Here is a 23,756-nt window from a genome sequence, read left to right on the forward strand (position 1 = left end):
TCTTTCTAAAATAGATAATCATAATTTTATTAGAAAACTTTGAAAGACATTCTATTAATCACACCACCTTTTACCCAACTGAATACACCGTATCCAGCAACGGCTTATATCAAAGGTTTTCTGAATACCAAGAACATTTCCGCTTACCAAATGGACTTAGGTATTGAGGTGATTTTAGAAATGTTTTCCAAAGATGGTTTAGAAAGTTTGTTTCAAGTTTCAGGTTCCAAGCTGGAAGAATTTGGACCGAATTCGCAACGAATTTTCGCTTTAAAAGACGATTACATCAAATCCATTGATTCCGTAATCGCTTTTCTTCAAGGAAAGAATCCATCTTTAGCTCGTCAAATTTGTTCAGGAAATTTTTTACCAGAAGCGTCTCGATTTGACCAATTAGACGATATGGAATTTGCGTTCGGTTCGATGGGAATGCAAGACAAAGCGAAACATTTAGCCACTTTATATTTAGAAGATTTATCTGATTTTATTGTGGAATGTATCGATGAAAATTTCGGATTTAGTCGCTATGCTGAGCGTTTGGGTAGAAGTGCTAATTCGTTTGATGAATTGTACGAACATTTACAACAAGAGGTAACGTTTATCGACAAAATCACCATCAAAATTCTGAAAGAACGAATTGAAGAAGTTCAGCCTAAATTGGTTTGTTTTTCTGTTCCATTTCCAGGGAATTTATATAGTGCATTTCGTTGTGCTCAATTCATAAAAGCCAATTTTCCGAATGTAAAAACGGCAATGGGTGGCGGTTTTCCTAATACGGAATTACGTGAATTAAAAGACCAACGCGTTTTTAAATTTTTCGATTTTATTACGTTAGATGATGGCGAATTGCCAGTTGAATTAGTTTATAATGTCATATCGAACGATTCCGAAATTTCGGAAGAGATGCCTTTAAAACGAACTTTTCTTTTAGAAAATAACCAAGTCGTCTATAAAAACAATTCCACTCGTCACGATTACAAACAAAGTGAAGTAGGAACTCCAGACTATTCCGATTTATTATTAGATAAATATATTTCCGTAATTGAAGTAGCCAATCCTATGCACAGTTTATGGAGCGATGGTCGTTGGAATAAACTCACCATGGCGCACGGTTGTTATTGGGGAAAATGTACATTTTGTGATATTTCATTAGATTACATCAAGTTATACGAACCCATCGCTGCCAAAATTTTGGTCGACCGAATGGAAGAATTAATCGCTCAAACAGGCGAAAACGGTTTCCATTTTGTAGATGAAGCAGCGCCACCAGCTTTAATGCGCGAAGTAGCTTTAGAAATCATCAAACGAAAATTAGTAGTTACTTGGTGGACGAACATTCGTTTTGAGAAAAGTTTTACGGCTGATTTGTGTTTGTTGCTAAAAGAATCAGGTTGTATTGCGGTTTCTGGTGGATTAGAAGTAGCTTCAGACCGACTTCTAGAATTAATCAAAAAAGGGGTAACTATAGAACAAGTAGCGCAAGTAACTAGAAATTTCAAGGAGTCTGGCATCATGGTTCACGCGTATTTAATGTATGGTTATCCCACACAAACCATTCAAGAAACGGTAGATAGTTTGGAAATGGTACGTCAATTGTTTGAATTGGGCGTTTTACAAAGTGGTTTTTGGCATCAATTTGCTATGACAGCACATTCACCTGTGGGAATGTTTCCAGAAGAATTCGGAGTAATTCCGGAGCAAAATGAAATTATGTTTGCTAATAACGACATCAATTTCAAAGATAAAACCGGAATCAATCACGATAAATTCAGCTTCGGATTAAAAAAATCGTTATTCAATTACATGCACGGAATCTGCTTTGATCATGACTTGCAAGATTGGTTCGATTTCAAAATTCCAAAAACAAAAATTTCACCTGACTTTATTTATAATTGTTTAGAAAAAGAACATAATTTCTCAGTAAAACCAAATGCTAAAATTGTTTGGATAGGAGGAAAACCTCAAACCGAAATCTTCACCAAATCGAAAAAAGGAAATTCTTGGGAAATGATGAAATTAACGTTTCATAATAAAACAAAAACCTTTGATATTTCGGTAAATGCCGAAGAGGGGAAATGGTTGGTCATAACTTTAGAGAGAATTTCAGTTTATTCCGATAATAAAGTAACTTTTGCTCAATTGAAAACCGATTTTGAACAAAAATGGGAGGATTTTGAATTGTTTTGGTATTCAAAACCCATTTTGACCTTAAGACAATTTGGTTTATTAACCTTGTAAAACCTATAGTATTTTTACAAATTTTATGAGATTTGGTATTCACGTTTTCTTTTCGTAAGTTTACAACCACTAAAAAAATCTCATATGAGCGCAAATTATAAACTTTTAGTTAACAATTCTGCTTCGTTTGAAGTTACTGAAAATGATCTTCAAAAATTAGATGCCGTAAAGGTAGAAGCAACAAAGTTTCATGTACTAAAAGACAATACACCTTACAAAGCTGAACTTGTATCGGCCGATTTTATTTCTAAAAAATATACCGTTAAAGTAAACAACAACACCTATGAAGTGGCGATTTCAGATGCTTTAGATGAATTAATCAAAAGTATGGGAATTGAACGTGGTAGAACAAAAGTAGTTAATGCTATCAAAGCGCCAATGCCAGGTTTGATTCTAGAAATCAACGTTTCGGTTGGACAAGAAGTAAAAGAAAACGATCCTTTATTGATTTTGGAAGCTATGAAAATGGAAAACTGTTTCCTTTCACCAAGAGATGGAGTTATTAAATCAATCTCGGTTGAAAAAGGAAATGCTGTAGATAAAGGACAATTGTTAATTGAATTCGAATAAGATGAAAGAAATTAAAAAAATATTAGTTGCCAATCGTGGTGAAATTGCTATTAGAGTAATGAAAACCGCGAAAAAAATGGGAATCAAAACGGTAGCGGTTTATTCATCTGCCGATAGAAATGCTTTGCATGTAAAATATGCGGATGAAGCCGTTTTAATTGGAGAAGCAGCGTCAAGTCAATCGTATTTACGTGGCGATAAAATCATTGAAGTTTGTAAAGAACTTGGAGTTGATGCGGTGCATCCAGGTTATGGATTCTTGAGTGAAAACTCATCTTTTGCAGAAGCTTGTGAAAAAAATAACATCATTTTCATCGGACCAAAATCAAAAGCGATTGAAATGATGGGAAGTAAGTTAGCAGCAAAAGAAGCTGTGAAACATTACAATATTCCAATGGTTCCAGGAACAGAAGATGCTATCACCGATATCGAAGCTGCAAAGAAAATTGCAACAGAAATTGGTTTTCCAATTCTAATCAAAGCATCAGCTGGTGGTGGAGGAAAAGGAATGCGTGTTGTGGAAAAAGCAGAAGATTTCGTGTCTCAAATGGATAGAGCAATTTCAGAAGCAACTAATGCATTTGGAGATGGTTCGGTTTTTATTGAAAAATATGTAACTAAACCTCGTCACATTGAAATACAAGTAATGGCTGATAGTCATGGGAATATCGTATATGTTTTCGAAAGGGAATGTAGTATTCAACGTCGTCACCAAAAAGTAGTAGAAGAAGCACCATCTGCGATTTTGACTCCAGAAAAACGTAAAGAAATGGGTGAGGCGGCTGTAAAAGTAGCTAAAGCTTGTGATTATTTAGGAGCAGGAACCGTTGAGTTTTTGATGGATGCTGACCATAATTTCTACTTCTTAGAGATGAATACGCGTTTGCAAGTAGAACATCCAGTTTCAGAATTAATTTCGGGATTGGATTTAGTGGAATTGCAAATTCGTGTAGCACGTGGCGAAGCGTTACCAATGAAACAAGAAGATTTACAAATCAAAGGTCACGCTATGGAACTTCGTGTGTATGCCGAAGATCCAATGAATGATTTCTTACCAAACGTTGGTTTCTTAAGCACCTATAAATTGCCAGAAGGCGAAGGAATTCGAGTAGATAACGGAATCGAAGAAGGAATGGATGTGCCAATTTACTACGATCCAATGCTTTCAAAATTGATTACGTACGGAAATACACGTGAAGAATCTATCGAATTGATGATTAAAGCAATTGATAATTATTTAGTTGAAGGAGTTCATACTACTTTACCTTTCGGGAAATTTGTAATGGAGCATGAAGCGTTCCGTTCTGGAGATTTTGATACCGGATTTGTAAAAGCATATTATGATGCTGAAAAACTAAAATCAAAATTAGATACCGAAGCCGAAATCGCAGCTATGATCGCATTTCAACAATATGTGGAAGATCAAAAAGTACTAAGATTGCCTAATTAAGAGTATTAAGATAAAAGTAGTAAGAATTAGGATAACTTTTAACTTGAAACCTTAAACTTGAAACAAAAAGTAATATGGAAGATAAAATCAAAATATTAAATGATAAAATCGCTTTAGCTAAATTAGGTGGAGGCGAAAAACGAATAGCAGCACTTCATGCTAAAAAACGATTAACAGCAAGAGAACGTGTCGAATATTTATTAGACGAGGGTTCGTTTGAAGAAATCGGAATGTTAGTTACACATCGTACTACCGATTTCGGAATGGAAAAAGAAATTATCTATGGTGATGGAGTAGTAACCGGTTATGGAACTATTAACGGAAGATTGGTATATGTTTTTGCTCAAGATTTCACTGTTTTTGGGGGTTCTTTATCGGAAACACACGCTGAAAAAATTTGTAAAGTCATGGATATGGCGGTGAAAAATGGCGCACCTATGATTGGATTAAACGATTCAGGTGGAGCTCGTATTCAAGAAGGTGTTCGTTCTTTAGGAGGCTATGCCGATATTTTTTACAGAAATGTACAAGCTTCTGGAGTAATTCCACAAATTTCGGCTATTATGGGGCCTTGTGCTGGTGGAGCCGTTTACTCTCCAGCGATGACCGATTTCACCATGATGGTAGAAAATAATAGTTATATGTTTGTAACTGGACCAAACGTTGTGAAAACTGTAACTAATGAAGAAGTAACTTCGGAGGAATTAGGGGGAGCAGCAACGCACGCTTCAAAATCGGGAGTTTGTCACATTACATCTCCAAATGGGGTAGAATGTTTGGAGGATATTAAAAGATTGTTGAGCTATATTCCACAAAATAATAGGGAAACTACTCCAAAATTACCTTTTGTATTGCAAGATGAGGTGCGTGAGAAATTAGATACACTTGTACCTGATAGTGCGAACAAACCATACGATATGCACGAAGTAATCAGCGGAATTATCGATGAAGATTCGTTCTTTGAAATTCATAAAGATTTTGCAGATAATATCATTGTAGGTTTTGCTCGTTTAGGCGGCAGAAGTATTGGAATTGTGGCTAACCAACCAATGGTTTTAGCCGGTTGTTTGGATGTAAATAGTTCGATAAAAGCAGCAAGATTTGTTCGTTTTTGCGATTGTTTCAATATTCCTTTATTAGTATTAGAAGACGTACCAGGATTCTTACCAGGAACCGATCAAGAATGGAACGGAATTATCACGCACGGAGCAAAATTATTATATGCATTTAGCGAAGCTACAGTACCAAGAGTTACGGTAATTACTCGTAAAGCGTATGGTGGAGCTTATGACGTAATGAATTCAAAACATATTGGTGCCGATATGAATTTTGCTTGGCCAAGTGCAGAAATTGCAGTAATGGGAGCAAAAGGAGCTTCGGAAATTATCTTCAAAAAAGAAATTAGCGAAGCAGCTGACCCAGTAGCTAAATTAGCAGAAAAAGAAGCAGAATATGCAGAATTATTTGCGAATCCTTATACAGCAGCGCAACGTGGATTTATTGATGAGGTTATTTTACCAAGAGATACAAGAAGAAAATTAATCAAAGCGTTTAGTATGTTAGAAAACAAAGTGGTCGATACACCAAAACGCAAACACGGAAATATTCCGTTGTAATTTAAAATAATGTTAAAACTCCCTTTTTAAAGGGAGTTTTTTTTATCTTGCGACCATCAATTAGCTACAATCCATCTAAATTAATTCTAAATGAAATTATTACAAATTATAACTTTTTTTCTTTTCTTCTGTAGTGGTGTTGTTTTTTCTCAAAAGACAATTAAACATACAGTGGTTTCGGGTGAATCCATTTATTCTATTGCTAAAAAGTATGATGTTAGTGAATCCGACATTTATGAATTAAATCCAAAATCGAAAGGTGCTTTACTACAGTTAAAAACTGTTTTATTAATTCCCAACAAAAAAACAAAATCTAAGAACAATAAAGAAGTTTCTTTATCAAAAAACGCTACCGAAACGCACATAGTGGAATCGGGCGAATCGCTTTATAAGATTGCAAAAAAATACGATATCAGTTTAGAAAAATTAAAAGAATTAAATCCTGATATCAAGCCAGAATCAATTCAAATTGGGGATAAAATAGTTGTTTCTGCAAAGAAAGTAAAAGATGTTCCTAAAGAAAAAGAAGCTCCCAAAGAAAATAATCCTAAAGAAATAAAAACAGTAGTTACTGAAATATCCAATCCAACGAACATGGATGCTAATTTATGTACGGATGAATTAGGAAACAAAGTGCACACCGTAACCAAAGGCGAAACTTTATATAGACTTTCAAAAAAGTACAAAGTTAGTGTTAAAGATTTGGAAGAAATGAATCCTGAAATTATTGCTAATTTACCTATCGGATATGAAGTTGTAATTAAAAAAGGAGATGTAGAGTTAGCAAAACATCAAAATGAAATTGTAAGTAGTCCAAAAGAGGTGGAAGAGCTTTCTCCAGAAAACATGTCTAAAGCCGAATTCTTAATTGCGAAAGCATCGCAACACATTGGAACTAGATATAGAGGTGGCGGAACTACGAGTGCTGGTTTTGATTGCTCTGGATTAATGTTTTCTACTTTTAAACATATCGATATGACTTTGCCTCGTTCTTCAAGCTCAATGGCGGTAGGTGCAGGGTACAAAATTGAAAGAAGTCAAGCGCAAAAAGGCGATTTAATTTTCTTTACAACCAATGGTAGAGGAAGTATCAATCACGTGGGAATGATTACCGAAATAATTGGTGATGAAATTAAGTTTATTCATTCCTCAGTGCAGGCTGGAGTTATTATTTCATCTACAGAAGAACCTTACTACAAAAAACGTTTCATTCAAATTAATCGTGTTTTAGAAAATCATTGATAGTTTTCTACATGATATTTATCATTTTACTTCTAACTACTAGCATGTAAATTCGTAACTTCTAAAAGTTATGTCATGAAAGTAGAACAGATTTATACCGGTTGTATGGCACATGCCGCTTATTATATTGAAAATAATGGGGAAGCAGCCATTTTTGATCCACTAAGAGAAGTCCAACCTTATATTGATCGTGCCAAAAAAGATAATGCCAAAATCAAATATGTTTTTGAAACACATTTTCATGCCGATTTTGTGAGCGGTCATTTGGATTTAAAAGCAAAAACAGGAGCTCAAATTGTTTTCGGTCCAACCGCAAAACCAAATTACGAAGCTTTAATTGCCTCTGATGGACAAATTTTCACCATTGGAAATTATAAAATAAAAGCCATTCATACGCCAGGTCATACCATGGAAAGTACGACTTATCTTTTAATTGACGAGAACGATAAGGAACATGGTATTATCTCAGGCGATACTTTGTTTATTGGTGATGTTGGTCGTCCTGATTTGGCTCAACACGTGATTGCTGATTTAACGCAAGATAAATTAGCTCGCTTATTATATCATTCGCTTCGTGAGAAAATCATGCCGTTATCTGATGATTTAATTGTATATCCAAATCATGGAGCTGGAAGTGCTTGTGGAAAGAACATGAGTAAAGAAACTACCGATACATTAGGAAATCAAAAAAGAACCAATTATGCGCTTCGATCAGATATGACAGAAGACGAATTTGTAAATGAATTACTTACAGGATTAACAACGCCGCCAGGTTATTTCCCAAAAAATGTATTATTAAATTTAAAAGGATATGAATCCTTAGATAAAGTGATTGAGAAAGGTAAAAAGCCATTGAATACAAATGACTTTGAAACTTTAGCAAATGTTTCCGGTGCTTTAATTTTAGATACGAGAAATGCAAATGATTTTGCAAAAGGCTTTATTCCAAATAGCATTAATATTGGAATCGATGGAAGTTTTGCTATGTGGGTTGGTGAAATGATTTCCGATATCAATCAAGCTATTCTTTTAGTCACTGAACCCGGTAGGGAAGAAGAATGTATGATTCGATTATCTAGAGTAGGATATGATAATACTATCGGTTATTTAGAAGGTGGATTCGCATCTTGGGAACAGGCAGGAAAAGAAACGGATTCTCTAAAAAGAATTACAGGCGAACAATTAGAAGGAATGCTTCAAACAGCCCATTTACCATTATTTGATGTTCGTAAAAAAAGTGAATTTGATTCTGAGCATCTTTTAAATTCAGTAAATATTCCATTGAATCAATTGAATGCTAAATTAGATAGTTTTCCTAAAGATAAATCCTTCGTGATTTACTGTGCTGGAGGTTATCGCAGTATGATAGCAGCTTCCATTTTAAAACAACGTGGCTTTGATAATTTTATAGATGTTTCAGGTGGTTTTAATGAAATTGCCAAGACCACTCAATTGCCCAAAACTACTTATGTTTGTCCTTCAACATTGTTATAACAAAAAACCGCTTTTAAGCGGTTTTTTGTTGGTGTTGATTTAAAAAAGGTTTAGCTATCTTTTAAAAAGTTAACAATTTCATCTTTTAGAAATACACGATTTTTTCTAAGTTGTGACAATTCATCATCCATAGCTAACTCTTCGTCTGTTTCTATTTTGTATATTTTTTCATCTAAATCTGTATACGAATGTAATAAAACCTGAAATTCATCATTGTTATGATACAGATCTTTAATCTTGTCTGCGTATTCAGGGAAATCTAGGTAAATAGGATGTTTAGTTATCATAATGCTGGTTTTTAAATTACTATACCCAAATTTACCAATAAAAAATGAAAGCAGATATGACAATTGTCATTTCAAATAAAAAATCCTTACAAAAAAATGTAAGGATTTAGATATAACTTTGAACACTAAGTAGAAGTTAAACGGGTTCAGCATACAAGTCAAATTCGGTAGCATCTGTAATTTTTAAGTTTACAAAATCTCCCGTTTTTAAATAGTGTTTAGAAGCGTCAACTAATACTTCGTTATCTACATCTGGACTATCAAATTCGGTTCTTCCAATGAAATATTGACCTTCTTTTCTGTCAATTACACATTTGAAAGTTTGTCCAATTTTCTCCTGATTCAAATCCCATGAAATTTGCGATTGTAAGTCCATAATTTCAGCAGCACGCGCTTGTTTTACTTCTTGAGGAACATCATCTTCTAATACAAAAGCACCTGTATTTTCTTCATGCGAATATGTAAAACAACCTAAACGCTCAAATTTCATTTCCAGAACCCAATCACGTAGAATTTCGAAATCTTCTTGTGTTTCACCTGGATATCCTACAATCAAAGTAGTTCTAATTGCCATTCCGGGAACGCGCTCTCTAAATTCTTGTAATAATTTTGTTGTTTTCTCTTTAGTTGTTCCACGTTTCATTGATTTCAAAATGTTGTCTGAAATATGTTGCAACGGAATATCAATATAATTACAAATTTTTGGTTCGCGTTTCATTACGTCTAAAACGTCCATTGGGAAACCACTAGGAAAAGCATAATGCAAACGAATCCACTCAATTCCTTCTACTTTAACTAAGTTTTCTAGTAATTCAGCAAGATTACGTTTTTTGTATAAATCTAATCCGTAATAAGTTAAATCTTGAGCTATTAAAATTAATTCTTTTACTCCTTTTTTAGCCAAGCCTTCTGCTTCTTTAACCAATTTTTCAATAGGTTGCGAAACGTGTTTTCCACGCATTAACGGTATCGCACAAAAACTACAAGGTCTGTCACAACCTTCGGCAATTTTTAAATAGGCGTAATTTTTTGGAGTTGTAGTTAAACGCTCTCCTAATAATTCATGTTTGTAATCGGCACCTAAAGCTTTCAATAAAAGCGGTAACTCTGTAGTTCCAAAATATTGGTCAACATCTGGAATTTCCTTCTCTAAATCAGGACGGTATCTTTCTGATAAACATCCGGTAACGAATACTTTATCTACTAAGCCTTGGTCTTTTTTGTCTACATATTCCAAAATCGTATTTACCGATTCTTCTTTTGCATTGTCAATAAAACCACAAGTGTTAATTACTACGATATTGCCTTCTTCTTCATGTGCAACATCTTTTCCGTTGGCTTTTAGTTGTCCCATTAAAACCTCACTATCGTAAGTGTTTTTAGAACATCCAAGTGTAATTACATTGATTTTATTTTTCTTTAACGATTTGGTTCTCATGCTTTTAATTTTGAGGTGCAAAATTACATAAAATAATTAGTAGAAGCACCAGCGTTTGGGAATTTTTTAAAGGTTTGTCCCGCTGTCCGCTATATCCGCTAAGGCGGGATGTCGCTCCTATCGGGGCTAGCAGTTGTGGCTTGGGTATAAAAAAACCACTTCGGTTGAAGAAGTGGTTTGATATTTTGTTTTAGTTTTTTTTAGAAATTAATAGAATAAGTAACGGTAATATTGTTATTTGTTGTTCTTATTCTTGCAGTATCATTCATTCCTGAAGAAATTAAAGACTGGTTATAATTTCTGTGGTCGTTAGCATAAGCTACATCTAATCTGCTTTCACCAAAGTTGTAGCCAATTCCTGTAGAATAACCAGTTAAATCTCCCATTGCAAAATCTACTTTGTATGGACTTTCTTCAAATCTATATCCTCCGCGAAGACTCCATTGTTTGATTTTGTATTCACCACCAATTCTTAATTCGTATGCGTTTTTAAATTGACTACTCATTTGAGAGTTTAAATCGCTAAAGAAACCATCGTTGGTTGGTTTGAATTTAATGTTGCTATAATCTTTTGTTGCATAATCAACGCTTATTAATCCTTTTTTTCCAAAGATATAAGCGCCACTAAAAGTCCATTTACTTGGTGTTTGAATTTTGTAGGTTTCATAAATATTAACAACGTTAGGGTTAACAACATCTTGATAATCTGTTGTTCCGTCAGTAGTTCTCACAATTAAACGTTGTGATAATTCGTCATTTAAATTATACCATGTTGGAGATTCATAAGCAACACCGGCTCTAAAATTATCAGTAAATTTATAAATTGCCCCTACATTCATAGAAAATCCAGTTCCATAAGTATATAATTCATTATCAAATTGGATATCGGTAACAGTCAATCCAGAAGTGTATAATGGGTTGTTATTTCCTTCGTATACTGAAGTTGATTTTGTATAATCTGTAAAATGAGCATTTAAATTGAATCCCAAAAACAATTTGTTTTTGTATGCTGTAGCAAAGTTAGCTGAAAGTTTACCATTAAATCCAGATGTTTGCACATAGTTTTCATGGTAATAATTTCCTCCTGTTGGAATATTAGTGTAATAATCTACATTATTTGGGTCAGCGCCATCAAATGCTTCAAATAAAAAGGCTTGATAGCCTAACATTGCTTGTTGTGCTGGAAAACCTAGTCCGCTTGTTTCTCCTAAATAAGAGTATAATTGAGATACAGTTTCCCCAGGCTGTAATTGCATATATTCTAGTGGTAATCCTTGTGCTTTGTCAATAAAATAACTTCCAATAGAATTGTAAGGGTTCATGCCTGCAGAAAAGATATTGTTGTCAAAATTATTGGTGCTATCATAGTTAAGTGCAATAGCAATTTTTGACCAATCGGAATTCCCAGAGGCATCATTAAAAATTAAAACAGCTCCTAATTGATTTAAATCTAAAGTACTAAGGTTTTCCTTTGTTCTGGTTCCGAAATAATCAGAGCGATTGTGTGCATTAAAATTACTTAAGGTAACACTTGCAAAGTTATTATTGAAAAATAATGACCCAGCAGGATTTATATTAATAGATGATAAATCACCACCAACAGCACCAAAAGCACCACTCATAGCTCTGAATCTTGCGGTTCCAGTTAAATTATTTACCGCATATCGTAGAGCATCATTAGTAGTAGTTTCTTGTGCCGTAGCCAACAAGGAACTACCAAAAATTATGGATAATAATAATTTTTTCATTTCAATTTTTTTTAATCTTTAGTGAATTAATTAACCTCTTCCGCCTCTTCCGCCTCCGCCGCCAGAACGACCTCCGCCTCCGCCTCCGAAACTTCCTCCACCAAAACTTCCTCCTGATGAACTTCTTGGTGATGAGTAATTATTACTTCTTGGAGAAGAGCTATTATCTCTAGGTGATGATGTTCTAGGTGATTGCGTATTGGTTCTTGGGGTATAAGTGCCTTCTCTTGGTGTTGCATTTTGTGATCTAGGTGTTGTATTGTTAGATCTTGGAGTTGCGTTGTGTGATCTAGGTGTGTTGTTTCTGTTGTCAAAACTAGGACGTGGTGTATTTGATCGATTTGAAGTTCTGCCACCTCCGTTATTGTAGTATCCACTTCCGCCTCTTCGACCGTGATTGTAGGAAACATTATTGCCATAATAACCATTATATCCCCAACCATTTCCATAGTAGCCTCCCCAACCTGGGCCATACCAACCGTTCCATCCCCATCCAGGTCCGTACCATGAATTCCATCCCCAGCCTGCGCCATACCAAGAGTTCCATCCCCAACCCCAGTTAGATCCGTACCATGAATTCCATCCCCAGTTCCATCCTAATCCCCAATATGGAGAGTACCAGTTGTTCCAACCATAACCATTGTTGTAGTAATTGATGGTTACTTCGGTTGCGTTATTTCCCCAGTCTGCATTATTATTGTTGCTGTATTGAGTGTTGTAAACAGTTACTATGCTATCTTTTTTTTCAGTGTCATCTTCAGTATAGTAAACATAGTCATTTTGCATTTCTTTAAACTTTTGAGAATAAGCATTGTTGTTTTGAGAATTATCTTCAACAACTACAACTTTTTGTTTCTCTGAAGTTGTATATACACCGTCATCATAATAGGACGCATTTTGATAGGAACCACATGAAGTTGTGATTATTGCCAATAATCCAAACAAAGAAAATATGGCATTTTTTTTGGTAAACAAGTAATAAGTTTTCATAACTCTTATTTTTTTATTGTTGGACACTTCAAATTTAACTATTTTTGCCAAACAAATTAGTTAAAATTTATACAAACAATTTTTGTGCCAAAATATTCATAATGAGCAAGAACTTAACAACAAGAGCGGAAGATTATTCCAAATGGTATAACGAACTAGTCGTAAAGGCTGATTTAGCAGAAAATTCAGGAGTAAGAGGATGTATGGTGATTAAACCATATGGCTATGCAATTTGGGAAAAAATGCAAGCTGAACTAGATAGAATGTTTAAAGAAACTGGACATAGTAATGCTTATTTCCCCTTGTTTGTACCAAAGAGCATGTTTGAAGCGGAAGAAAAAAATGCTGAAGGCTTTGCTAAGGAATGTGCCATTGTGACTCATTATAGACTTAAAACAGACGAAGATAATAAAGGAAAATTAATCGTTGATCCTAATGCTAAATTAGAGGAAGAATTAATAGTTCGTCCAACTTCTGAAGCTATTATTTGGTCAACTTACAAAGGTTGGGTGCAATCGTACAGAGATTTACCTTTATTAATCAATCAATGGGCTAATGTGGTTCGTTGGGAAATGAGAACGCGTTTGTTTTTAAGAACGGCTGAGTTTTTATGGCAAGAAGGGCATACAGCTCACGCAACACGTCAAGAAGCGATTGAAGAATCAGAAAAAATGATGAATGTATATGCTGATTTTGTTCAAAACTTTATGGCAATTCCAGTTATCAAAGGTTTGAAAACAGAAACAGAACGTTTTGCTGGGGCAGATGAAACCTATTGTATTGAAGCTTTAATGCAAGACGGAAAAGCATTGCAGGCGGGAACTTCACATTTCTTAGGTCAAAATTTTGCGAAAGCTTTTGATGTGAAATTTGCTAATAAAGAAGGAAAGCAGGAACACGTTTGGGGAACTTCTTGGGGAGTTTCAACTCGTTTAATGGGTGCTTTAGTGATGACGCATTCTGATGATAAAGGTTTGGTGTTACCTCCAAACTTAGCGCCAATTCAAGTAGTGATTGTTCCAATTTACAAAACAGACGAACAATTTGATGCAATTTCAGAACAAGTGAATGGTTTAGTTGCTGAATTGAGAAAATTAGATATTTCAGTTAAATACGATAATAGAGATACGCAAAAACCAGGTTTCAAATTTGCGGAATGGGAATTAAAAGGTGTTCCAGTTCGTATTGCAGTTGGACCAAACGATTTAGAAAACGGAACTTACGAAATTGCGCGTAGAGATAATTTATCAAAAGAGGTAGTTGCTAAAGATGGAGTAGCGGCTTATATTCAGAATTTATTAGCAACGATTCAAAATGATTTATTTGCTAAAGCATTGGATTACAGAGATACTCATATTACGGAAGTGAATTCTTTTGAAGAGTTTAAAGAAGTTTTAGAAACAAAAGGTGGTTTCTTAGCAGCGCATTGGGATGGAACGGCAGAAACTGAAGAAAAAATCAAAGAATTGACAAAAGCAACCATCCGTTGTATCGCTTTAGATAGAGTAGAGGAAGCTGGAACTTGTGTTTTAACAGGGAAACCTTCAATTGGAAGAGTCTTATTTGCAAAGGCTTACTAAAAAAATAGTAAAAAAAGCGAAAAAAAAATATTGATGCTATTGCAGGAATAAAAAATGTGTTTATCTTTGCACTCGCATTACGGAAATGAGGTCTTTTAGAGTTCAGAGTACGAGATGGCCCGTTCGTCTATCGGTTAGGACGCCAGGTTTTCATCCTGGTAAGAGGGGTTCGATTCCCCTACGGGCTACAAATATTGAGATTAAAAGAATTGGTTAATGGCCCGTTCGTCTATCGGTTAGGACGCCAGGTTTTCATCCTGGTAAGAGGGGTTCGATTCCCCTACGGGCTACAAAATTAGTTGTAAATAAGTTTTATAAAATAATAATTGGTGTCTCGGTTATTATTTTATTAGTTAAAACCAAAGTGATTGCAAATGTAATTGTGGGAGGTTTTTCTTTTTTAACTAGTAGTTTATAACAATTATTACAATTAAAAAAAGAACAAAATGGCAAATCATAAATCTGCTTTAAAAAGAATTAGAAGTAACGAGAAAAGAAGAGTATTAAACAGATACCAACACAAAACTACTCGTAACGCTATCAAAGCTATTCGTTTAGCTACTGACAAAGCTGAAGCTTCTGCAAAATTATCAACTGTAATTTCTATGATTGATAAATTAGCTAAGAAAAATATTATCCATGATAATAAAGCTTCTAACTTAAAATCTAAATTAACTAAACACGTAGCTTCTTTATAGTCTACCGTTAGTGAAATATACTAAAGCTCTCATTTTGAGGGCTTTTTTTATACGTTATTATTATGTTATTTCTACTAAAGTATTGATTACTATAGTGTTTTTATCAAAATAAACATTACCTTTGCACCTTCAAAAATTTTATAAATGACTTCTATTAGAAACATCGCAATTATTGCCCACGTTGACCACGGTAAAACTACTTTGGTTGATAAAATTATGTACCACTGTCAGTTGTTTCGTGAAAACGAAAACACAGGAGATTTAATCTTAGATAATAATGACTTAGAGCGTGAAAGAGGTATTACTATTACTTCTAAAAACGTTTCTGTAACTTACAAAGGAACAAAAATCAACATTATCGATACTCCAGGTCACGCCGATTTTGGTGGTGAAGTAGAGCGTGTACTTAATATGGCAGATGGTGTTTGTCTTTTAGTAGATGCTTTTGAAGGACCAATGCCACAAACACGTTTCGTATTACAAAAAGCGATTGATTTAGGTTTAAAACCTTGTGTGGTTATTAATAAAGTAGATAAAGAAAACTGTACTCCAGAAGAAGTTCACGAAAAAGTTTTTGACTTAATGTTTGAATTAGGTGCTACAGAAGAGCAGTTAGATTTCCCAACCGTTTATGGTTCGGCTAAAAACAACTGGATGTCTGATGACTTTAGAAATCAAACAGAAAATATTGAGCCTTTGTTAGATATGGTTTTGGAACATGTTCCAGCTCCTAAAGTTTCTGAAGGAACGCCTCAAATGTTAATCACATCTTTAGATTTCTCTTCGTTTACAGGTCGTATCGCGATTGGTCGTTTACAAAGAGGTGTTTTACGTGAAGGAATGAATATTTCTTTAGTAAAAAGAGATGGAAAAGTAAGCAAATCAAAAATTAAAGAATTACATACTTTTGAAGGTTTAGGTCGTAAAAAAGTTGAAGAAGTTGTTGCAGGTGATATCTGTGCGATTGTAGGTTTAGAAGGTTTTGAAATTGGTGATACCGTTGCTGATTTTGAAAATCCAGAAGCGTTAACTTCTATTGCTATTGACGAGCCAACAATGAGTATGTTGTTTACAATTAATGATTCTCCTTTCTTTGGTAAAGAAGGTAAATTTGTAACTTCTCGTCACATTAAAGATCGTTTGAACAAAGAGTTAGAGAAAAACTTAGCATTAAGAGTTAATGAAACGGATTCTGCTGATAAATTCTTAGTATTTGGTCGTGGTGTACTTCACTTATCGGTTTTAATTGAAACTATGAGAAGAGAAGGATATGAGTTACAAATTGGACAACCACAAGTAATTATCAAAGAAATTGATGGTGTTAAATGTGAGCCAATTGAAGAATTAACAGTTGATTTACCAGAAAACCTTTCAGGTAGAGCGGTTGAATTTGTAACTATCCGTAAAGGTGAAATGTTATCTATGGAGCCTAAAGGAGAGCGTATGATTATCAAATTCAACATTCCATCTCGTGGAATTATCGGATTGAGAAATCAATTATTAACAGCTACAGCTGGTGAAGCTATTATGTCGCACCGTTTTATTGATTACCAACCATTCAAAGGTGAAATTCCTGGTCGTTTAGGTGGTTCATTAATTTCTATGGAAAACGGAAAAGCTATTCCTTACTCAATTGATAAATTACAAGATAGAGGTAAATTCTTCGTTGACCCGAATGAAGATATCTACGAAGGTCAGGTAATTGGTGAAAATTCACGTGGAGATGATATGGTAGTGAATGTAACTAAGACTAAAAAATTAACAAACGTACGTTCTTCTGGAAATGATGATAAAGCAAGAATTATTCCTGCAATCAAATTCTCATTAGAAGAAGCATTAGAGTACATTCAAAAAGACGAGTATGTTGAGGTAACGCCAAAATCGTTACGTTTGCGTAAAATCTATTTGAATGAAAACGATAGAAAACGTTTCAAAATAGCATAATTTTTAAATCCCGATGAAAGTCGGGATTTTTTAGCATAAATCAGAATGGAAATTAAATTAAAATACGGAATTGACAATTTGCTTTTCGGAATGAAAGAGCAAGATGTTACTAAAATTTTGGGTAAACCCGATACACAGTATAAAGACGAAGAAGAGAATGTTGTGTTCATGTATAACGCTAGAAAACTTCGCTTGATTTTTTATAAAGAAGAAGCTTTTAAATTAGGCTATATGACAACGACAAATCCAGTTGTAAAGTTGTTTAATACAACTGTAATTGGTAAAAATTGGAGTGATGTGTATCCTCTTTTAGAAAAGAATAAAATTAAACCATTTGAAACCGATACGGTAGAAGGAATGATTAGTTATTTTAACGAAGAAAACTGGTTGTTTTTCCACGTAGATTACAACGAAATTGTTAAAATTGAAGTTGGTGCCGTTTTTAGTGATAAAGACGAATTTGACTGGAGATTTTAATTCTATAGAAATAAAAAAAAGCCGCTAATTTTTTTAGCGGCTTTTTTTTTATTTAGATGAAGTTTGACTTTCTAATATTTCTAATTCAAAAATAAGGGTTGCATTTGGTGGGATAACATTTCCAGCACCTTTTTCTCCATAGCCTAAGTTAGAAGGAATGAATAAAGTTACTTTATCTCCAAACGATAATAAGTTTACACCTTCTAAAAATCCAGGAATTAAACCTGATTTATTGCCATATTGGAATGGGAAAGGCGCATATCCGTTTTGATCGGCTCTGTTTTGATCAAACTTTCCGTATTTTTTTGATATATCTGAATAACTACTATCAAATAAACTTCCGTCTTCAAAATAACCAGCATAATGAATGTAGATTGTACTTCCATCAGCAGGTTTTGAGCCAGTCCCTTTTTTAGTTATTGTATATTGTAAGCCAGAAGCTGTTTTTGTTGAAGTAGCTTTTAATGTTGTAAATTCTGCTATTTTTTCTGCTTTTACATTTACCAATTTACCTTCTAATTCTTTTCTTTTAGCAGCTTCGATTTCAGCTTGTTTTTTTTGATTTGCCAATGCAATTTCAGCTAATGCTTTTCTTGCAGACTCATTTTTAACTTCTTGAGCTTTATCGCTTTCTTCTTTTTTGCTAAAATAGTCAGCAAATATTTTTTCTGCTTTAAATTTTTTAGCTTCTTTACCGTTTCTAATAATCACAATTGAATTGATTACATCGTCTTGTGCAATTTTATTCACGACATCTTGACCACTAACAACATGTCCGAAAACAGTGTGTTTTCCATCTAGCCAAGCTGTTTCTTTATGTGTAATGAAGAACTGACTCCCATTTGTTCCAGCTCCAGCATTTGCCATAGATAAAACACCTGCACTTTTATGAGTTAAATCTGTGATTTCGTCTACAAACTTATAACCCGGACCTCCAGAACCATTTCCGTCTGGGTCTCCACCTTGAATCATGAAATTTGCAATAACTCTGTGGAATTTTAATCCGTTGTAATAAGGTTTTCCTTTTAACTTTTCAGCAACCTGAGTGTTTTTACCTTCTGCTAAAGAAACAAAGTTTGCTACAGTAATAGGCGTCTTTTTGTATTCAAGTTCAACTACAATTTTCCCTTTAGATGTACTGATTTCGGCAAAAACACCTTCTTGTTTTTTGTCTTGAGCAACTGAAAAAGTAATGCAATTTATTGCAATAAGTACTATATTAAAAATATTCTTCATTGTATAAATATTAGTTTATTGGTTTGTTTTCTAAAAGCTCTACTTCAAATACAATATTTGCATTTGCAGGAATAACGTCGCCTGCACCTTGTGGTCCATAACCCAAATCAGAAGGGATATATAACATCATTTTATCTCCATAGCTCATCATTTCAACTCCTTCGTTAAAACCTGGAATAAAAGGTAAACTGCCTATGGTTACTGGATAACCCGCATATCCATTTTGGTTGGCTCTGTTTTGATCAAATTTTCCGTAAAGTTTAGCAACATCTTCATAACTAGTATCAAAAAGTTGACCATTTTCTAAATAGCCTGCATAATGAATTAAAACTTGAGTTCCAGTTGATGGTTTTTTACCAGTACCTTTTTTAATAATTTGATAAATCAATCCTGATTTGGTTTTAGTACCAGTAGCTTTTAAAGTGGTAATTTCTTTTACTTTACTTTCGATAATTTGTTTTGCTTTTTCTTCAGCTGCTTTTATTTCTTTTTCAACAGAAGAATAATAGTTTTTGAAAATTTTTACGGCATCAAATTTTTTAGCGGCATTTCCTATTCTAACGATGGTGATTTTTTCAATAACATCATCTGCTTCAATAGTATTGATTACTTCTAATCCTTCTACTACTTCTCCAAAAACAGTATGCATATTATCTAACCATGGTGTTTCTTTATGTGTGATAAAAAATTGACTTCCATTGGTGCTTGGTCCAGCATTTGCCATAGATAAAATCCCGGCTTTTGAATGTGTTAAATCAGGATGAAATTCGTCTTTAAATTTATAACCTGGTCCACCAGAACCATCACCATTAGGATCACCACCTTGAATCATAAAATCTGAAATTACGCGATGAAATTTTAATCCGTCATAAAAAGGTTTTCCTTTGAATTCTTCACTCACAAAAGGATTTTTCCCTTCTGCTAAGGTTACAAAGTTAGCAACGGTATTTGGAACTTTTTCAAATTCTAACTTTACAATCATGTTTCCTTTTGCAGTTTCAATATCGGCATATAAACCTTCTTTTAGGTTGTCGTATGATTTTGAACAAGAAGCAAAGAAAGTAGCAATGCTTAGTAGTAAAATTGAGGTAATCTTCATTTGTATTTAGTTTTTAGCTTGTGTATCTACTTTAATATCGTTTAAACTTACAGTGCAAATAAGAGGTTCGTTTGTTCCAATTTTTTTATCATCGCCATGATAACCATATGCCATATGAGATGGAAATAAAAAGGTAACTGTTTCTCCTTTTTTCATTAATTTAATACCGTCACGTAATCCCATCATAATGTTTTCTTTATCTACATAATAGGTTTGTGGTTTTGTTTCGGACATGCTGTAAATGATTCTGTTTTTTAAATCTTTTATTTCATAGTCAAAGAAAGCAATATCACCTCTTTTTGGAGACGGTGTTACTTCTTCCACTTTGGTTTCGTATTTGTACCAATAGCCTTTATTTGAAGCTATGTATGATTTGAGTGAATCGTTTTTAATAATTGCTTCAATTAAATCTTCTTCATCTGCGATTAAAACTTTATTTCGCTCGATTGATTCTTTTATAAAAGTTCCTGAAGTATGTGAAATAGGTTCTCTAGCTTGTTGCTGTTGTGAACAACTTGCTAAGAAAATCATCGCTCCAAAAAGGAATAAATTTTTAATTTTCATTTGGTTACTTTTTTTCTTTTGCTAAAATAGCAATAAATTGTTGTACAGTTTCTTCTAATGATAAAAAAGATTTTCCACCAGCAGCATTGATGTGTCCACCGCCATTAAAGTGATTTCGTGCAAATTGGTTCACATCAAAATCGCCCTGAGAGCGGAAAGAAATTTTGATAATTCCTTCTTCTTTGTTTTCAATGAAAATAGCGGTAAATTCAATTCCTTTGATACTTAGTCCATAATTTACGATGCCTTCAGTGTCTCCTTTTTGATGTCCAAATTCGTTTAACTCGTCTTGGGTTAAAGTTATGTAAGTTGTTTTGTACTCAGGAAGCATTTTCAAATTCTGAAGTGCTTTTCCTAATAACAACAAACGGTTGTAAGAAGAATTATCAAAAAGTAAATTGTGAATTTCACTATTATTAATGCCTCGCTCAATTAAATCGGCAACACATTTGTGCGTTTTGCTAGTTGTTTTTGGAAAACGGAAACTTCCAGAATCGGTAACAATTCCGGTATATAAACAAGTAGCTACTGTTTTATTGATTAAATTTTCTAAGCCCAATTGGTGAATAAAATCATACACCATTTCGCAAGTTGAGCCATAAGCAGTATCTGAAAACGTAAAGGTTGCATAACCGTCTGGTGCTTGGTGATGATCAATCATTACGCTTGGAACGGTTAGTGTTTTTAACGCATTTTCCATTTGATCACCTGTTCGATGTAATGCATTAAAATCTAATGTAAAAATTAAATCGGATTTTTCTAAAATTCCTTTACACGTATCAAAACTGCGTTCAAAAATGATGACTTTTTCGCTTTCGGGTAACCAAGCTAAGAAATCGGGAAATTCGTTTGGAGCCATAACAATTACTTCGTGTTGTAATTGTTTCAGGGTGTGATATAAGCCTAAAGTTGAACCCATAGCGTCTCCATCAGGATTTCTATGAGGTATAATTGTAATTTTTTTTGGTGTAGCTAAAAGCAATTTTATAGCTTCAATTTCGTGTATTTGCATCATACTGCGAATATATTATTTTGTAAGCTATTCTGCAATTATTATGCCTAACGAATTAATGAGAAATGTCCTTTTACAGTTTTCCCGTTTGTTAATTCGATTGTGAACCAATAATCAGCTGCTGGTAATACTTCATTGTTGAAAGTTCCATTCCATCCTGAACTATTTCCTATCAATTGTTTTAAAAGTTTTCCATAACGATCATAAATCGTAATAAGATTATTTTCCAATCCTCTTCTTTCAAGGTTTTTAATATTCCAAGCGTCATTATAACCATCATTATTTGGAGTAAAGTATCTTGGATAGTCTAATATGTAAAAAGTTTCCAAAACAATTCCACATCCTTTTTTGTCTTGCACATAAACCGTGTATTCACCAGCTAGTAAATTTGAAAATACATTAGAGTTTTGATAGTTAATACCGTCTAACGAATATTCATAATCACCTAAGCTAGTTGGAGAAATTTCAATGGTTGCCGAATTATTTTCTTGAAAATCGTTGATAACTATTTCTTCAATCGTAGCAATTCCTGAGGCTTCAATGGTAAATGTTTTGGTTTTTGAACAATTTAAAGCATTAGTTACTGTAACTTCATAAATTCCACCAGAATTTACAGTAATTTGTTGGGTAAATTGTGGAGGATTTGTATTCCATTCATAAGATGAAAATCCATTTCCTGCATCTAAAATTAATGACTCATTTTCACATAATCCAATAGTTTCATCCACTAAAACAGTGTCAAAAGTGTTTACTCTTAAATTCACAGGATAATCTGAATAACAGCCTTGAACATTCATTACTCTAGCATATATCGTTTGGTCGTAAGCAATTGTATTTGTAAAGTTGGAAGGTAATTCTGTTGTGCTTGTTGGTAGTTCAAAAAATGAAACTATATAATTTGAAGGAAGATTGGTGAATAATTGATTTTTAATAGTATCTAAATTAAATACTGTTTTTCCATCCTGATTGGCATCAGCGTCACATTCAGTAAAAGTATTCTGATTTACGATTAATGTTTCTGCATATTCAATTTTAATGGCTCCAGTTGTTTGACAGGTTGGTCCATAATTAATTTCAACTAGATAATTTCCAGCGGAAGTAATATTGTAGGTGGCATTTGTTGCGCCAGGAATTAAATTTGTGTTCTTGTACCATTGATAACTCGTTGCTCCAATTTGAGTTGCATCAACTGCTAGTGTTTCATTTGGACATAAAGGATTTCCAGTTGCAATTAAACGGTCGTCTCCAATATCGATTCCGAAGTTAAAACTTCCTCCACCTAAGAATATGGCTGAATCATAACGATAATTTCCTTCATCGGCTATAACTAATTTAATATGATAAGTTTGGCCAGGAATAACATCCGATTCTGCTTTTAAAACTTTGGTTTGACCATTAAAATTTGTTGGATGATTTGTACCATTGAAAGCATCAAAATAGGCTGCATTAGCTGGTGGACAAATTGTTCCAGGACCACGAACAGTATTCACTTTTACTGGAGTTGTAGTTCCTGGAATAACTGCTAGATTTTGATAACTAATATCACCATTTCTTTTCAATAAAAAGGCAAATCCATCTGTATAATTACATTGATTAGAAGATGGACTTGATAGATATTGTTCGGATGAAAAAATATAATCAAAACTGATTCTATTTCCCAAAGGAACAAAATCAAACTCTAAAACAGTAGCATTAAAAGTATTGCTTAATCCTAAGGCGTCATTTAAATCGGGATCGCCATTCCAACCCATGCCACCACCATCATCAGACAAATAGCCATTAGGTCCAGGAGCGTTGTTGATTTTTCCAGTGGAAAGAATAATGCCGTTTTGAAAAGGAAATGTAGTTCCTGTTCCGTCAAAATAACCAAAACTTTTTTCTCCAGTAGCAAAATTTCCACCTGAAACACTAACATTAAAAACGTTAGCACAAGTACTGTTGATTAAAACGTCTTCAACTAAATCTTGTGGGGTATATCCTTCATCAACCGAAATATTTTGAGCGTTTCCAAATTGGAATCCAAACCCAATAATTATAGTAAAAAAAGTATATTTTAATGTATTCATAGCGTCG

19 protein-coding genes and 2 tRNA genes are annotated in these 23,756 nt (G+C 33.8%); 12 read left to right on the forward strand and 9 right to left on the reverse strand.

Going from position 1 to position 23,756, the window contains the following annotated elements; translation table 11 throughout:
* The first annotated feature begins 39 nt into the window (after positions 1-39).
* The 6 genes from BP92_RS0102610 (at position 40) to BP92_RS0102635 (ending at position 8,610) form a co-directional block, all read left to right on the forward strand.
* Positions 40-2,238 (forward strand): B12-binding domain-containing radical SAM protein, encoded by a 2,199-nt coding sequence (locus tag BP92_RS0102610; protein WP_026724616.1) that lies wholly within the window; start codon positions 40-42, stop codon positions 2,236-2,238.
* An 84-nt stretch (positions 2,239-2,322) separates the two neighbouring features.
* The gene (locus BP92_RS0102615) at positions 2,323-2,808 is read left to right on the forward strand and encodes an acetyl-CoA carboxylase biotin carboxyl carrier protein subunit (protein WP_026724617.1); all 486 of its coding nucleotides are present in this window, start codon (positions 2,323-2,325) and stop codon (positions 2,806-2,808) included.
* Positions 2,809-2,818: 10 nt separating this feature from the next.
* Positions 2,819-4,258: an acetyl-CoA carboxylase biotin carboxylase subunit gene (locus BP92_RS0102620; RefSeq protein WP_026724618.1), complete on the forward strand. Its 1,440-nt coding sequence runs from the start codon at positions 2,819-2,821 to the stop codon at positions 4,256-4,258.
* Between the two features lie 74 nt (positions 4,259-4,332).
* Positions 4,333-5,874 (forward strand): acyl-CoA carboxylase subunit beta, encoded by a 1,542-nt coding sequence (locus BP92_RS0102625; protein ID WP_026724619.1) that lies wholly within the window; start codon positions 4,333-4,335, stop codon positions 5,872-5,874.
* A gap of 90 nt (positions 5,875-5,964) precedes the next feature.
* Complete coding sequence (locus BP92_RS0102630; RefSeq protein WP_026724620.1) at positions 5,965-7,116, forward strand: peptidoglycan endopeptidase; 1,152 nt, start codon at positions 5,965-5,967, stop codon at positions 7,114-7,116.
* A 75-nt stretch (positions 7,117-7,191) separates the two neighbouring features.
* A complete protein-coding gene (locus BP92_RS0102635) occupies positions 7,192-8,610 on the forward strand; it encodes an MBL fold metallo-hydrolase (RefSeq protein ID WP_026724621.1) in 1,419 nt (472 codons plus the stop codon).
* A 50-nt stretch (positions 8,611-8,660) separates the two neighbouring features.
* On the opposite strand, the gene BP92_RS0102640 is transcribed toward BP92_RS0102635, so the two are convergent.
* From BP92_RS0102640 to BP92_RS15680, 4 genes are all read right to left on the reverse strand, one after another.
* Positions 8,661-8,897, reverse strand: a complete 237-nt coding sequence (locus tag BP92_RS0102640; protein ID WP_150111852.1) for a YdcH family protein — start codon at positions 8,895-8,897, stop codon at positions 8,661-8,663.
* A gap of 136 nt (positions 8,898-9,033) precedes the next feature.
* Positions 9,034-10,335, reverse strand: a complete 1,302-nt coding sequence (gene rimO, locus BP92_RS0102645; RefSeq protein WP_026724623.1) for a 30S ribosomal protein S12 methylthiotransferase RimO — start codon at positions 10,333-10,335, stop codon at positions 9,034-9,036.
* Positions 10,336-10,535: 200 nt separating this feature from the next.
* The gene (locus BP92_RS0102650) at positions 10,536-12,083 is read right to left on the reverse strand and encodes an OmpP1/FadL family transporter (protein WP_035692719.1); all 1,548 of its coding nucleotides are present in this window, start codon (positions 12,081-12,083) and stop codon (positions 10,536-10,538) included.
* 30 nt (positions 12,084-12,113) lie between these two features.
* Complete coding sequence (locus BP92_RS15680; RefSeq protein WP_051604361.1) at positions 12,114-13,073, reverse strand: hypothetical protein; 960 nt, start codon at positions 13,071-13,073, stop codon at positions 12,114-12,116.
* Positions 13,074-13,174: 101 nt separating this feature from the next.
* Here BP92_RS15680 and proS point away from each other — a divergent pair, with 101 nt between their 5' ends.
* The 6 genes from proS to BP92_RS0102685 all read left to right on the forward strand — a co-directional run bounded on the left by proS (position 13,175) and on the right by BP92_RS0102685 (position 17,772).
* Positions 13,175-14,653: a proline--tRNA ligase gene (proS, locus tag BP92_RS0102660; RefSeq protein WP_026724625.1), complete on the forward strand. Its 1,479-nt coding sequence runs from the start codon at positions 13,175-13,177 to the stop codon at positions 14,651-14,653.
* A gap of 116 nt (positions 14,654-14,769) precedes the next feature.
* A tRNA-Glu gene (locus BP92_RS0102665) sits at positions 14,770-14,841 on the forward strand.
* A 30-nt stretch (positions 14,842-14,871) separates the two neighbouring features.
* A tRNA-Glu gene (locus BP92_RS0102670) sits at positions 14,872-14,943 on the forward strand.
* 156 nt (positions 14,944-15,099) lie between these two features.
* On the forward strand, positions 15,100-15,351 hold the full coding sequence (gene rpsT, locus BP92_RS0102675; protein ID WP_026724626.1) for a 30S ribosomal protein S20: 252 nt from the start codon (positions 15,100-15,102) through the stop codon (positions 15,349-15,351).
* Positions 15,352-15,495: 144 nt separating this feature from the next.
* Positions 15,496-17,295, forward strand: coding sequence for a translational GTPase TypA (typA, locus tag BP92_RS0102680; protein ID WP_026724627.1), 1,800 nt, complete (start codon positions 15,496-15,498; stop codon positions 17,293-17,295).
* A 45-nt stretch (positions 17,296-17,340) separates the two neighbouring features.
* The gene (locus BP92_RS0102685; protein ID WP_026724628.1) at positions 17,341-17,772 is read left to right on the forward strand and encodes a hypothetical protein; all 432 of its coding nucleotides are present in this window, start codon (positions 17,341-17,343) and stop codon (positions 17,770-17,772) included.
* 48 nt (positions 17,773-17,820) lie between these two features.
* Here BP92_RS0102685 and BP92_RS15685 read toward each other — a convergent pair whose 3' ends face one another.
* The 5 genes from BP92_RS15685 to BP92_RS0102710 are packed head-to-tail and all read right to left on the reverse strand — an operon-like array spanning position 17,821 to position 23,749.
* On the reverse strand, positions 17,821-19,008 hold the full coding sequence (locus BP92_RS15685) for a peptidylprolyl isomerase (protein ID WP_035692722.1): 1,188 nt from the start codon (positions 19,006-19,008) through the stop codon (positions 17,821-17,823).
* Positions 19,009-19,018: 10 nt separating this feature from the next.
* On the reverse strand, positions 19,019-20,107 hold the full coding sequence (locus tag BP92_RS0102695) for a peptidylprolyl isomerase (protein ID WP_026724629.1): 1,089 nt from the start codon (positions 20,105-20,107) through the stop codon (positions 19,019-19,021).
* A gap of 6 nt (positions 20,108-20,113) precedes the next feature.
* Positions 20,114-20,671: a gliding motility-associated peptidyl-prolyl isomerase GldI gene (gene gldI, locus BP92_RS0102700; protein WP_035692725.1), complete on the reverse strand. Its 558-nt coding sequence runs from the start codon at positions 20,669-20,671 to the stop codon at positions 20,114-20,116.
* Positions 20,672-20,675: 4 nt separating this feature from the next.
* Complete coding sequence (locus tag BP92_RS0102705; protein WP_026724631.1) at positions 20,676-21,686, reverse strand: DHH family phosphoesterase; 1,011 nt, start codon at positions 21,684-21,686, stop codon at positions 20,676-20,678.
* A 44-nt stretch (positions 21,687-21,730) separates the two neighbouring features.
* Complete coding sequence (locus tag BP92_RS0102710) at positions 21,731-23,749, reverse strand: T9SS type B sorting domain-containing protein (RefSeq protein WP_035692726.1); 2,019 nt, start codon at positions 23,747-23,749, stop codon at positions 21,731-21,733.
* Between the last annotated feature and the right edge of the window lie 7 nt (positions 23,750-23,756).

This window comes from Flavobacterium sasangense DSM 21067, from assembly GCF_000686885.1.
In the GTDB taxonomy this organism is placed as follows: Bacteria; Bacteroidota; Bacteroidia; order Flavobacteriales; family Flavobacteriaceae; genus Flavobacterium; species Flavobacterium sasangense.